The 13,403-nt window shown below is 66.4% G+C and carries 7 protein-coding genes; all 7 read right to left on the bottom strand.

What is annotated here, in order from left to right:
* Positions 1-34 precede the first annotated feature (34 nt).
* A complete protein-coding gene (locus tag ASD07_RS23275; protein ID WP_055935779.1) occupies positions 35-1,567 on the bottom strand; it encodes a PAS domain-containing protein in 1,533 nt (510 codons plus the stop codon).
* Complete coding sequence (locus ASD07_RS23270) at positions 1,564-3,300, bottom strand: CheR family methyltransferase (protein WP_229207264.1); 1,737 nt, start codon at positions 3,298-3,300, stop codon at positions 1,564-1,566. The genes ASD07_RS23275 and ASD07_RS23270 overlap by 4 nt, the downstream gene beginning before the upstream one ends.
* The gene (locus ASD07_RS31885; RefSeq protein WP_229207263.1) at positions 3,279-4,121 is read right to left on the bottom strand and encodes a chemotaxis protein CheB; all 843 of its coding nucleotides are present in this window, start codon (positions 4,119-4,121) and stop codon (positions 3,279-3,281) included. The genes ASD07_RS23270 and ASD07_RS31885 overlap by 22 nt, the downstream gene beginning before the upstream one ends.
* Positions 4,122-4,183: 62 nt before the next feature.
* On the bottom strand, positions 4,184-5,557 hold the full coding sequence (locus ASD07_RS23265) for an efflux transporter outer membrane subunit (RefSeq protein ID WP_055935776.1): 1,374 nt from the start codon (positions 5,555-5,557) through the stop codon (positions 4,184-4,186).
* A complete protein-coding gene (locus ASD07_RS23260; RefSeq protein ID WP_055935773.1) occupies positions 5,554-8,742 on the bottom strand; it encodes an efflux RND transporter permease subunit in 3,189 nt (1,062 codons plus the stop codon). The genes ASD07_RS23265 and ASD07_RS23260 overlap by 4 nt, the downstream gene beginning before the upstream one ends.
* Positions 8,739-11,795, bottom strand: a complete 3,057-nt coding sequence (locus ASD07_RS23255) for an efflux RND transporter permease subunit (protein ID WP_055935770.1) — start codon at positions 11,793-11,795, stop codon at positions 8,739-8,741. Before ASD07_RS23255 ends, ASD07_RS23260 begins: the two co-directional genes overlap by 4 nt.
* The gene (locus ASD07_RS23250; protein ID WP_055935767.1) at positions 11,792-13,231 is read right to left on the bottom strand and encodes an efflux RND transporter periplasmic adaptor subunit; all 1,440 of its coding nucleotides are present in this window, start codon (positions 13,229-13,231) and stop codon (positions 11,792-11,794) included. The genes ASD07_RS23255 and ASD07_RS23250 overlap by 4 nt, the downstream gene beginning before the upstream one ends.
* Positions 13,232-13,403: the final 172 nt, after the last annotated feature.

Here is a 13,403-nt window from a genome sequence, read left to right as displayed (position 1 = left end):
TACGCATTCCGGAGCCTCAGGGCTATTGACTTTTTTACAACGGAAGGCGCACCGTCACGCAGCACCCTGCGCCTGGCTCGTAGTCGTTCAGGGCGAAGCTGCCGTGCAAGGCGTCGACCCGCTCCTGCATGCCGATCAAGCCAAACGAGCCGGGACGCTCGCGGCAGGCCGGCGCAATGCCGATGCCGTTGTCCTCCACCTCGAGCAGGATCACGTCCTGCTCCAGCCCAAGCCGCACCGCCACCTGCGCGGCGCGCGAGTGGCGCAGCACATTGACCAGCGCTTCCTGCACGATGCGGAACAGTACCAGGCTGGTTTCGCTGTCGATGGCCGCCAGCACGGCTTCGCCGGGCAGGGCCAGTTCGTAATGCAGGCTGCTGCGGTGACGGAAGTCGTTCACCAGCCATTCCAGCGCCGCCGCCAGGCCCAGGTCAAGCACCGAGGGCCGCAGCTCGTTCATGATGCCGCGCACGCTGCGCAGCGTGGCGTCGATATTCTCCAGCGCCGCCCCCACGCGCCGCGCAAAGCGGGTCTGGCGGCCGGTCATGCGCTCGTTCAGCTGGGCGATGTCCAGCTTCAGGGCCAGCAGGTTCTGCCCCAGTTCATCGTGGATTTCGCGCGCGATACGCTTGCGCTCCTCTTCCTTGACCGCCGCCATGTGGGCCGACAGCTGGCGCAGCTGGCCGTTGGCGTGCAGCAGTTCCGCGGTGCGCTGCACCACGCGCGTTTCAAGGTTGCGGTGCAGGTCCTGCAGGGCCGATTCGGCCTGCTTGCGGCGGCTGATATCGGACAGCACCGCCACCACGCCTGCCACGCCGCCGTCCGGCCCGGCCAGGGTGCGCAGCGACAGGGTGGTCTGGTAGTCTCCGCCGTCCGGGCGCCGTCCGCTCAACTCGCCCTGCCAGTTGCCCCCGGCCAGCACTTTCAGGGCCGTCTCCGCGCCACACAGCTCGGCCAGGTCGCTGCCAATAGCCTTCACATCCGTCAGCCCGCTGATGGCGGAAAAAGCCGGATTGACCGCCACGATGGCGCCATCGGCATCGGCCACCGCCACGCCCTCTCCGAGATTGTCCAGCACAGCGAAGGCGCGGCGCAGGGCCGCATCATTCTGCTGGTGCGAGCGGACCTCGCTGATCACCATGCGGAATGCTTCGCCGGCATGATCAAGATTGGCTTCGATGTGTACCCGCCCGCCGCCGATGCCCTGGAACAGGTGCGCATCGATGGCAGCGCTGCCGCCGTCGGCGTGCAGGCTGGCCAGCAACTGGCGCAAGGACTGCTGGCTCGCTGGCGCCAGGAAGCGCTCCACCGGCTGGCCCGGCAAATCCTGCAACGGCATGGAGAACAGCGTCTCCGCGGCGCGGTTGGCGCCGGCGATCATGCCGTCGCGCGCCAGCGCCAGGTAGCATACCGGCGCCTGGTCGAACAGGCCCGCATAGCGCAGCAGGCCCTGCTCCACCTCGCGTTTCTGACGCTCGAGCTCCGCCAGGGCGGCACTCTGGACTTCAAGTTCCAGCTGGCTGACTTGCAGCTCATGCCATTGGCGCAGGGCGTCGGTACCGCTCATTTTAGGCTGCCTCCTTCAGGCGTTAAACGCGCTTCCAGCAGTTTAAGTTCGGTGACGTTGACAAAGGTTAGCACGAGGCCGTCGATCACGTTGTTGACCGTGCGGTAAGGCATGATGCGCACCATGAACCAGCGCCCGTCGCGGGTCGGGATCTGGCGCTCGCAGAACACCAGCGAGCGCAGCACCTCGGCCGCATCGTCTTCCATGGTGGGATACACCAGGTCATTGGCGATATCGCTCAGCGGGCGATTCAGGTCGGTGGCGATCAGCTTGTACAACTGGGTGGCCTGGTTGGTATAGCGCCGGATGTTCATCTGGCTGTCCAGGAAGATGACGGCGATGTCGGTGCTGTTCAACAGGTTTTTCATGTCGCTGTTGACCAGCGACAGGTCGTCCACCTTGGACTGCAGTTCGGCGTTGACGGTGTACAGCTCTTCGTTCAGCGACTGCATTTCTTCCTTCGAGGTGGTGAGTTCCTCGTTGGTCGACTGCAGTTCTTCGTTGGTCGACTGCAGTTCTTCGTTGGCCGCCTTCAGTTCCTCGCGCGAGGTCTGCATTTCTTCGCGCACCGCCTGCAGTTCCAGGCGCGCCATGGTCAGCTGCTGTTCCAGCTCCTGCGGGCGCGGATCGGCGCCACGGCTGCCGCGCTTGCGTGCCGGCATCGGCGAAGCGTTGAACGTCACCAGCAGGTTATGCCCGGAATGGGCGTCTTCGCGGAGAACTTCGGCCGTCATGTCGACCAGCAGCGAGGCCGCGCCGTCCTTGAACAGCAGCTCGCGCACGGTTTCGGTCGACTCGCTGCGGTTGGCGCGCTCGATCAGGTCCGCCAGTTCGTAGCGCAGGCCGTCGCGCGCCATGGCGTGGATGTTCCAGTTGGCGCGGCCGGCAGCCGGCTCCAGGAAGGTGCCGGTGCGGCCGTGGATGTAGAGGATATCGCCATCGCTATTGATCATGACTGCCGCCGGCGTATGGGCTTTGAGCAGCAGGTGTTCTACTTGTGTCTGGATATTGCCGTTCATGGTCATGGTAGTAACTTCGATGGAACTTGGTTGCGCAGCCTTCGCGATCTTGGTCGGGAAATAGTTCGCCACGCGCTGCGTGCTGGCGTCCAGGCGGCGGTAAATGCGCCCGCATCCCGGCACCGGCGTAAACAACTCGTTGTAGCTGCCTGGCGTATCCGCGCTCCCCAGCACCAGCAAGCCTTCCGGTTTCAAGGCATAGTGGAACAACGGTATCAACTGTTCCTGCAGTTTTGGGTTGAAGTAGATTAGCAGATTGCGGCAGCTAAGAATATCGAGTTTGGTGAACGGCGGGTCGGAAATGATGTTCTGCTGCGCGAAGATGATCATATTGCGCAGCTCCTTGCGGATGCGGTAGCCGGCACCGTCGACTATAAAATAGCGCAGCAGGCGCTCGTGCGACAGCGCATCCTCCACGGCGCGCCCGAACATGCCCTGGCGCGCCTTGTCGATGGCGTCGCCATGCAGGTCGGTGGCAAAGATCTGCAGCGAAAATTTGCCCAACCCGCTGGCGCGCGTCACTGCCTCGTCGAACACCATGGCCAGGGTGTAGGCTTCCTCGCCGGTCGAGCAGGCCGGCACCCACGCCTTGAAAGCGGCGCCGTCCGGATTGGCCGCCAACAGTGCGGGAATGGTCTCGTTGCACAGGTGTTCCCAGACCGTCGGGTCGCGGAAAAAACTGGTCACGCCGATCAGCATCTCGCGGAACAGCACACCTCGCCGGTGTTCTCGCGCAGGTAGGCCACGTAAGACTCCATCGAATCGAGCTGGTGCAGTTTCATGCGGCGCTCGATGCGGCGCAGCACAGTGCTCATCTTGTATTCGGTGAAGTTGTTGCCGGTATGGCGCTGCAGCAGCGACATCAGCTCGCGCAAAGCCTGGCGCCGCGCCCGCGCCGCACCGTGGGCGCCGCCGTGCGGCACCGAGCGCACCTGGCACAGCCACATCGGCATGGCACCGGGCGGCGCCACGAAATCGGCCACGCCGGCCGTGATGGCGCTGCGCGGCATGGAATCGAACTTGGCCGAATTGGGTTCCTGCGCCAGCGTTACCCCGCCCGCTTCCTGGATGGCGCGCAGGCCGGCAGTGCCGTCCGTGCCCATGCCGGAAAACACCACGCCGGCGGCCGCCTGCCCCTTTTCAGCGGCGAGCGTACGGAAAAACGAATCGATCGGATAGCGGGCATGGGTGTCGGAGGTTTCCACCGCCATCAACTTTCCGCCGGAAAAAGCCAGGTCGAAATTGGGCGGCGCCACGTACACGTGATCCGGCCGCACTTCCGTCGACTCGGCGATTTCGTATACTTCCATGGAGGTGATCCGGCGCAGCAGTTCCGGCAACAGGCCACGGCGCGATGGATCCTGGTGCTGGAGCACCACGAATGCCATGCCGGTGCGGGACGGCATGGAGGCAAGGAACTCGGAAATCGCATCCAGTCCACCTGCGGAAGCGCCCATGCCGACGATCTGCACCACGTGGCGGTGCCGTACCACTTCTGCGGCCTCCGAATCGGAAGAAACTAATGGATTAGTCATCCCGCCATCATGCCAGTGCGGCAAGAAAATGGCAAACCGGCAGTTACCGCCGGCGGGACGATTTACCGTACGTGCCAGCCGCCGCCCAGCGCCTGAACCAGGGCCACCGCGGTTGACTGCCGGTCGGCTTGCGCCTGCAACAGCGAGCGCCGGGCGTTAAGCGCGGCGACCTGCGCCGCCACCACGTCCGTATAGCCAACCTGGCCGGCGCGGTAGCGGTTCAGCATCTGCTGCTCGGCCTGGGTAGCGGAATTGGCCGAAGTCTCGCGCAGCGACTGCTGCTGCGCCAACACCCTGCTGGCCGCCAGTTGGTCCTCCACGTCGGCCAGGGCGTTCAGGACAGCCTGGCGATAGGCCGCCACCGCCGCATCGCTTGCGGCGCTGGCCTGGTCGACGCGGGCGCCTGTGGCGCCGGCATTGAACACCGCCTGCGCTGCCGACAGGCCGAGCGACCACAGGGTATTGGAGGCGCTGAACAAGCCGCCCAGCTGGCTGCCTGCCACGCCATAGCTGCCGCCCAGGCTCAGGCTGGGGAAATAGGCGCTGCGGGCAATGCCGATCTGCGCATTGGCGGCGGCTACCCGGCGCTCGGCGGCGGCGATGTCGGGGCGGCGTTCCAGCAAGGTTGATGGCAGGCCCACCGGGATCTGCGGCACTTGCAGCGCCCACGGCGCCGGCTGCAAGCTGAAATCGGCCGGCGCCTTGCCAAGCAGGATGGCGATCGCATGTTCGAGCTGGGCGCGCTGGCGCTGTGCGCCGAGGCGGTCGGCGCTGGCGTTGGCGAGCTGGGTCTGGGCCTGCAGCAGGTCCGAGCTTGGCGCGACGCCGGCATTCACGCGGTTCCGGGTAATCTGCAGCACACGCTGGTAGCCTTCCACGGTCTCGCCCAGCAGCGCCAACTGGGCATCGGCCAGGCGCAGGCCGATGTAATTGAGCGCCAGCTCGCCCTGCGCCGCCAGCCGCGCCGCCGCCAGGTCCGCCGCGCTGGCCTGGGCGCCGGCCTGGGCGCCGCTGACGCCCGCGCGCAGCCTGCCCCACACGTCGGGTTCCCAACTGGCGCCGATATTCGCACGGTACTGGTTGCCGGTACGCGTATCGCCGCCCCCGCCGCTGCGGTTGGCGCTGGCGTCCAGCGTCACCACCGGGAACAGCGAAGCGCGCTGCTCGGCTACGGCGGCACGCGCCTGGGCATAGCGCGCTTCGGCCGCAGCCACGTTCTGGTTGTTCACTTCCACCTGTCTGGCCAGCTCGTTCAGCGTAGCGTCGCCGAACAACTCCCACCACCGGCCCTTTTCCAGCAGGTCCGCCGGCGCAGCCGGCTGCCAGCCTTGCGCTTCCTTGAACTGCGCCGACAGCGGCGCCGCCGGCACCTGGTACGCCGGGCCGGTGGCGCAGCCGGCCAGTGCCAGGGTGAACACGCCGAGAATTTTTTTCATGGTGTCGCCTTTGCGCCACGCAGGCGCATCTTGTCGAGCAGCAGGTAGACCACGGGCGTGGTCAGTAAAGTGAGCAACTGGCTGGCAACCAGGCCGCCGATGATGGCGATGCCGAGCGGCTGGCGCAGCTCCGAACCTTCGCCAAAGCCGATCGCCAGCGGCAGCGCACCCAGTGCCGCCGCCATGGTCGTCATCAGGATCGGGCGGAAGCGCAGCAGGCAGGCTTCCCGCACCGCGCTGCGCGAATCCAGGCCGCGCGTGCGTTCCGCCTCCAGCGCGAAGTCGATGATCAGGATCGCGTTCTTTTTCACGATGCCGATCAGCAGGAACACGCCGATCAGGGCGATCAGAGAAAACTCCATGCGGAACATCAGCAGCGCCAATACCGCGCCGACGCCGGCCGAGGGCAGCGTCGACAGCACCGTGATCGGATGCACCAGGCTTTCGTACAGCATGCCAAGGACGATATAGATCACCACCAGGGCGGCCACGATCAGCAGCGGCTGCTGCTGGTTGGTTTCCTGCGCCGTGCGCGCCGTGCCCTGGAAGCTGCCGCGCACATTGTTCGGCATGCCGATGGCGTTTTCCGCGTCCTTCACAGCCTGCTGGGCCTCGCCCAGGCTGGCGCCGTCGGCCAAGTTGAAGGACACGGTGGTCGCCAGTTCGCCATCCTGGTGGTTGACCGAGGCCGGCGTGGAACGCTCGGCAAACGTCGCCAGCGCCGCCAGCGGCACCATTGCCTCGGCCTGCGTGCTGAGCGCCGAGCCGCCCGAAGGGTCGCGCATCCCGGCCCCGACCACCGAGCCGCTCGTACCCGTCCCCGCCCCCGCCCCTGTGCCGGTGGCCGCAGCGGCCCGGCGCGCGACGTAGACGTCGGCCAGCGCTTCGGGACTGCGCGCATACTCCGGCGCCACCTCCATCACCACCTTGTACTGGTTCAGTTCATCGTAAATCGTCGCCACCTGGCGCTGCCCGAAGGCGTTGTACAGCGCGTTGTCGACATCCTTCATGGACAGGCCCATGCGCGACACCATATCCTTGTCGGCCTCGACGAAGGTTTCGACGCCGTTGTCCGCCTGGTCGGTATCGACGTCGACCAGCACTTTCTGCCGCTTCATTTCGTCGGCCAGGCGCGCTGCCCAGCGCTTCAAATCCGCCCGGTTGTCGCTTTTCAGCGTGTACTGGTACGTGGAATTGCTCTGCCGCCCGCCCATGCGCAAGTCCTGCACCGTATTCAGGAACAGCGACACGCCGGTCACCCGCGCCAGCTTGGGCCGCAGGCGCGCAATCACCTGCTGTCCGGTCACGTCGCGCTGCGCCACCGGCTTCAGGCTGACGAACATGAAACCGCCGCCCGCCCGCGAGCCGCCGGTAAAGCCAACCACCGTCGCCACCGCCGGATCGTCGCGGATGATGTTCACCAGTTGCCGCAGCTTGCCCTGCATGGCCTGGAAGGAAATGCTCTGGTCGGCGCGGATGCCGCCGTTGATCTGCCCCGTATCCTGCTGCGGGAAGAAGCCCTTGGGCGCAGCCGCATACAGGTAGACGTTCAGCCCCACCACGAACACCAGCACCAGCATCACCAGCCATGCGCTGGCCAGCGCCCAGTCGAGCGACTTCTCGTACATGCGCAGGATGACGCCGAAGCCGCGCTCGAACCAGCGCGAAACGCGACCCGGCGGCTTGTGCCCGGCGTCCGGCCGCAGCAGCCAGGCGCACAGCATCGGCGTCGTGGTCAGCGAAATCACCAGCGAGATCATCACCGCCGCCGACAAGGTGACGGCAAATTCGCGGAACAGCCGCCCCACCTGCCCGCCCATGAACAGCAGCGGAATGAACACCGCCACCAGCGACACGCTGATCGACAGCACGGTAAAACCTACTTCCTGCGCGCCCAACAGCGCCGCTGCGAAGCGCTCCGTGCCCTGCTCCATGTGGCGCGCCGTGTTCTCCAGCACCACGATGGCGTCGTCCACCACAAAGCCGGTGGCCACCGTCAGCGCCATCAGGCTGAGGTTATTCAGGCTGAAGCCCAGCAGGTACATCACGCCGAAGGTTCCCAGCAGCGACACCACGGTTGCAATGGCCGGAATCAGGGTCGCCCGCGCGCTGCGCAGGAAGGCGCTTACCACCAGCACCACCAGCACGATCGATATCAGCAGCGTGAACTCGATCTCCAGCAGCGATGAGCGGATGGAATTGGTGCTGTCGGACGCCACCTGCAGTTTCACGTCCTGCGGCAACTGGGCCTGCAACTGCGGCAGCAAGGCGCGCACCGCATCCACCGTCTCGATCACGTTTGCCCCGGGCTGGCGCGTAACCAGCACGATCACCGCCGGCTCGCCGTTGAACAGGCCCAGCGTGTTGCGGTTCTCCGCGCCGTCCGTCACCTGCGCCACGTCGTCGAGCCGGATCGCCGCGCCGTCGCGCCAGGCCACGACCAGGTCGCGGTAGTCGGCCGCGCTGCGGCCGCCGCTGGCCGTGGACGCCGCCGAATAGACCTGCAGGCGCCGCCCTTCCACTTCGACCGCGCCCTTGGGCCGGTTGGCATTGGTAGCCTGGATCGCGGCCCGCACGTCTTCGGACGAGACTCCGTACCGGTTCAGCGCAAACGGCAGCAGTTCGACGCGCACTGCCGGCAGCGAACCGCCGCCGATCTCCACGTCGCCAACGCCTTTCACCTGCGCCAGCTTCTGCTGCACGATATTCGATACCGACTCGTACACCTGCCCCGGGCTGCGCGTTGCCGATGTCAGCGCCAGGATGATCACCGGCGCATCGGAAGGATTGGCCTTGCGGTAGGTCGGGTTGCCGCGCAGCGTGGCCGGCAAGTCGGCGCGCGAGGCGTTGATGGCCGCCTGCACTTCGCGCGCTGCGGCATCGATCTTGCGGTTCAGCTCAAATTGCAGGTTGACGCGCGTCGAGCCGCTGCCGGACGACGAGGTAACTTCGTTCACGCCCGCGATCACGGCCAGGCGCCGTTCCAGCGGTGTGGCCACGCTGCTGGCCATGGTATCCGGGCTGGCCCCGGGCAGGCTGGCACTGACCGAAATCGAGGGATAGTCCACCTGCGGCAGCGGCGACACCGGCAGCACAAAGAAAGCCGCAATGCCAGCCAGCGCCAGCCCGATCGTCAGCAGCACCGTGGCGATGGGACGGCGGACAAAGGGCTCGGACAGGTTCATGCCGCTTCCTCGCGCCCGCGGCGGCGGCGCTGCGCGAGGCGGTCAAAGGCCAGGTAGATTACCGGCGTGGTGTACAGCGTCAGCAGCTGGCTGACAATCAGGCCGCCGAAGATCGACAGGCCGAGCGGCCGGCGCAGCTCCGCGCCCTCGCCCCAGCCGAACATCAGTGGAACCGCCGCAAACAGCGCCGCCATGGTGGTCATCAGGATAGGGCGCAGCCGCAGCAGCGCCGCCTGGTGGATCGCTTCGCGCGGCGCCATGCCCTGCTCGCGCTCCGCCTCGATGGCGAAGTCGATCATCATGATGGCGTTCTTCTTGACGATGCCGATCAGCAGGATGATGCCGATAATGCCGATCACGCCCAGCTCCTGCCCCGTCAGCATCAGTGCCAGCAGCGCGCCGACGCCAGCCGACGGCAGCGTGGACAGGATGGTCAGCGGGTGGATATAGCTTTCGTACAGCACGCCCAGCACGATGTACACGCATACCACGGCCGCCAGGATCAGCCAGAGCTGGTTGCTCAGCGAAGCCTGGTAAGCGCCAGCCGCTCCCAGGAAGGTCAGGCTGACCGACTGCGGCAAGCCCACTTCCTTTGCCGCATTTCGGATCGCGTCGACCGCCTGTCCCAACGCCACGCCCGGCGCGGCATCAAAGCCGATGGTGGTGGCCGGATATTGGGCCACATGGGTGACCTGCAGCGGCGCCGGGCGCTCCTGAATGCTGGCGATGGCCGACAGCGGCGTCGGTTTGCCGCTGCCGGTGCGCAGCTGCAGGTTGCCCAGCGCTTCCGGCGTGTCCATGCGGTCCTGGTCTGCCTCCAGGATCACGCGGTACTGGTTGGTCTCGGTAAAGATGGTTGACACAATGCGCTGGCCGAAGGCGCTGTACAGCGCGTCGTCCACGGCGGCGGCGGTGATCGACAGCCGCGAGGCGGTGTCGCGGTCGATGCTGACGTAGGCGCCCGCGCCGGTGGCGCCGACGTCGGACACCACGTTGCGCAGCCGGTCCTTGCCTGCCATGTGTTCGGACAGCCTGGCCGCCCATTCTGATACCGTGGCGTTGTCGGCGCCTTCCAGCGAAACGCGATACTGGGTCGGGCCGCTTTCGGCGTCGATGGTCAGGTCCTGCGTTGGCTGCAGGTAAAGCTTGACGCCTGCCACTTGCGCCACGCGGTTGCGCAAGCGTTCCATCACCACCGGCAGCTTGTCGCGCTCGGGCTTCAGGTTGACCAGCATGCTGCCGGTGTGCAGCATGCTGTTGTTGCCGGCATCGACGCCGACCACGGAGCTGAGCGAAGCCACGGCGGGGTCGTCGAGCAAGGCGCGCGCGGCCTGCTGCTGCAATTGCGCCATGCGTTCGTAGGAAACGGTCTGCGCCGCTTCGATGCGGGCTTGCAGTTGGCCGGTGTCCTGGGTCGGGAACAGACCCTTGGGAATCCACAGGTAAAGCAACACCGTCAGCAGCAGCGTGCCCAGCGCCACCAGCAGCGTCAGGCCCTGCCGCTCCAGCACCCACTGCAGGCTGACGTCATAGCGCTCGACCAGGCGGTCGAACAGCGTCGCCTCATGCTCCTTGTGCCCGGCCAGCCAGCGGCCGGACATCATCGGCACCAGCGTCAGCGACACCACGGCCGAAATCAGGATGGTGATGGCCAGCGTGACGGCGAATTCACGGAACAGGCGGCCTACCACGTCGCCCATGAACAGCAGCGGGATCAGCACTGCGATCAGCGATACGGTCAGCGAAATGATGGTAAAGCCGATCTGCTGCGCACCTTTGAGTGCGGCGTTCATCGGGCTCTCGCCGTCTTCGATATAGCGCGCAATGTTCTCGATCATGACGATGGCGTCGTCCACCACGAAGCCGGTGGCGATGGTGAGCGCCATCAGGCTGAGGTTATTCAGGCTGTAGCCAAGCAGGTACATCACGCCGAAGGTGCCGACCAGCGAAATCGGCACCGCCAGGCTGGCGATCACGGTGGCGCGCGGACTGCGCAGGAAGGCGAAGATCACCAGCACCACCAGCACCACGGCCAGCAGCAGCTCCAGCTCCACGTGCAGCACGGAAGCCCGGATGCCGTGGGTACGGTCGCTCAGCACCGTCACCTCGATGGCGCCGGGCAGGCTCGCTTGCAGTTCCGGCAGGCGTTCCCTGATTGCATCGACGGTGGCGATCACGTTCGCGCCGGGCTGGCGCTGCACGTCGAGAATGATGGCAGGCGTCATGCCGGCCCAGGCGCCGAGCTTGACGTTTTCCGCGCTGTCGACCACGCGTGCCACATCCTGCAGCCGGACCGGCGCGCCATTGCGGTAGGAGACGATCAGTTGGCGGTAGTCGTCGGCCGCCAGCAGCTGGTCGTTGGCGTTGATGGTGAAGGCGCGCGTGGGACCGTCGAAGCTGCCCTTGGCGCTGTTCGCATTGGCCGCAGTGATGGCGCTGCGCAGCGTATCGAGCCCAAGCCCGTAGCTGGCCAGGGCTTGGGTGTCGGCCTGGATGCGCACCGCGGGGCGCTGGCCGCCGCCCAGCGTCACCAGGCCGACGCCGTTGACCTGGCTGATTTTCAGCGCCAGCCGCGTGTTGACGATGTTCTGCACCTCCGTCAGCGGCATGGTTTTCGAGGTGATGGCCAGTGTCAGCACGGGCGCATCGGCCGGGTTGACCTTGGCGTACACCGGCGGCGCCGACAGGTCGGTCGGCAGCAGCGAGCCGCCGGCGTTGATGGCGGCTTGCACTTCCTGTTCGGCCACGTCCAGCGTCTGGCCAAGGCTGAATTGCAGGGTGATGATCGAGACGCCGGCAGCGCTGGTGGAACTCATGCGCTGCAGGCCCGACATTTGCCCGAACTGACGCTCCAGCGGCGCCGTAACCGTGCGGCCCATCACTTCCGGGCTGGCGCCGGGGTACAGCGTACGCACCTGGATGGTCGGGAAGTCGACCTGCGGCAGCGCCGACAGCGGCAGGAAGCGATAGCCCAGCAGGCCGGCCAGCACGATGGCCAGCATGAACAGCGCCGTCGCCACCGGCCGCCGGATGAAGGGCGCCGAGGGGCTCATCGCGCCGCGCCGTCCGCCGCCCGGCCCTCACGGCGCCGGCCCCTGCCGCCGCCTTCGGCCGCCGCCCCCCCTTCGGTCGGCGCCGCGGCGGAAGCAGCACCGCCAGCGGCCGCATCGCCACGATTGCCTCCTGCCCGCCCCTCACGGCGCGCACGGCCGGAATGTTCGCCATCCGCCCCGGGCCGTTGCGAGGGCAATGTAACGCGCGCCCCATCCTTGATCCGGTCCGCGCCCTCGGTGATCACCTGTTCGCCGGCCGCCAGCCCGCTTTCGACCTGCACCTTGTCCACGGTAGCAATACCACGCTTGACCTGCCGCAGCGACGCCGTCTGCCCATCCTGCAATACGTATACGTAGTCACCGGACGACCCATGCCGCAGGGCTGTCACCGGCACCACCACCGCATCCTTGATCGTGCGCAGCTCAAGCCGCACGTTGACGAACTGGCTGGGGAACAGCGAAGAACCAGCGTTGGCAAAGCGCGCCTTTGCCATCACCGTCCCGGTTTGCGTATCGACCTGGTTATCCAGCGCATAAAACACGCCCTTCTCCAGCACCGTGCTGCGCGTGCGGTCATACGCCAGCGCCACCATGCTTGCGCCGGCACCATCGCCGGTACGCGGCGCCAGTTCCGAAACCCGGTCCTGTGGAACGGCAAACTCCACATCGATCGGCGCCAGCTGCGTAATCACCGCAATCCCCGCCGCATCGCTGGAGCCAACCAGGTTGCCGATATCGACCACCCGCAAGCCCACTCGCCCGCTGATCGGCGCCACGACTTTGGTATAGCCAAGATTGAGGCGCGCCGTGCCTTCGTTCGCGCGGTCGGTCGTGACCGTGCCCTGCAGCTGCTTGACCAGCGCAGCCTGCGTATCGACATCCTGCCGCGCAATCGAGTCCTGCGACAGCAAGGTGCGATAGCGTTCGAGCGTCAGGCGCGCATTTTCCAGTTGCGCCTCATCGCGCTCGCGCTGCCCGGTGGCCTGCATCAGCTGCAGCTCGAACTGGCGCGGATCGATCTGTGCCAGCACCTGGCCCGCCTTTACCATCTGGCCTTCCTTGAACAGGACTTTTTGCAGGATGCCTGAAACCTGCGGCCGCACGGTCGTCGTTGCAGCGGCAGTCACCGTGCCAAGTGCGTCCAGGGTAAGCGGCAGATCGGCCTTTTCGGCAGTCGCTACGCCAACCGTGGCGGCGGGGCCGCGGCCGCCGCGCCCACCCCGGCCGCCGCCCTGCCCGGCAGCACCAGCGCCGGCAGCGGCGGCAGGAGTACCCGAACCACCCGGCCCGCCCTCGCCGGGGCCGCGGTGGGTCAGGTACCAGGCCAGGCCGCCCAGGACCAGCATCCCGGCCAATGCGGCGACTCCCCCAATCCAGCGCGCCCGCTTGCTGGCGCGAGGTTTCGACGGGGCATTGGATGTTATTGGAGTCTCCATAGGGCGACCCTTTCTTCTTTTGGGTGGTGTTCGAATTGACTCTAGCACAGGGTCCTTGCCCAAATGCGTTAGGCAAGAAACATGGGAAACAATTCGGGCGCCCGGACGCCCCAAAGGAAAAGCCGCCAGACTGGCTGGCGGCTCGGTTCCTGTAATAACTGCTTACAAAGCT

It is taken from the genome of Duganella sp. Root336D2, from assembly GCF_001425005.1.
Classification (GTDB): Bacteria; Pseudomonadota; Gammaproteobacteria; order Burkholderiales; family Burkholderiaceae_D; genus Rugamonas.
Note: the sequence above shows the minus strand (reverse complement) of the source record. Positions and strands in the feature narration are given on the sequence as shown.

Excerpts from the sequence above, each read along its gene's own strand:
- ASD07_RS23260 (WP_055935773.1), bottom strand. The coding sequence starts at position 8,742 with ATGAACCTGTCCGAGCCCTTTGTCCGCCGTCCCATCGCCACGGTGCTG.
- ASD07_RS23275 (WP_055935779.1), bottom strand. The coding sequence starts at position 1,567 with ATGAGCGGTACCGACGCCCTGCGCCAATGGCATGAGCTGCAAGTCAGC.
- ASD07_RS31885 (WP_229207263.1), bottom strand. The coding sequence starts at position 4,121 with ATGACTAATCCATTAGTTTCTTCCGATTCGGAGGCCGCAGAAGTGGTA.
- ASD07_RS23250 (WP_055935767.1), bottom strand. The coding sequence starts at position 13,231 with ATGGAGACTCCAATAACATCCAATGCCCCGTCGAAACCTCGCGCCAGC.
- ASD07_RS23265 (WP_055935776.1), bottom strand. The coding sequence starts at position 5,557 with ATGAAAAAAATTCTCGGCGTGTTCACCCTGGCACTGGCCGGCTGCGCC.
- ASD07_RS23255 (WP_055935770.1), bottom strand. The coding sequence starts at position 11,795 with ATGAGCCCCTCGGCGCCCTTCATCCGGCGGCCGGTGGCGACGGCGCTG.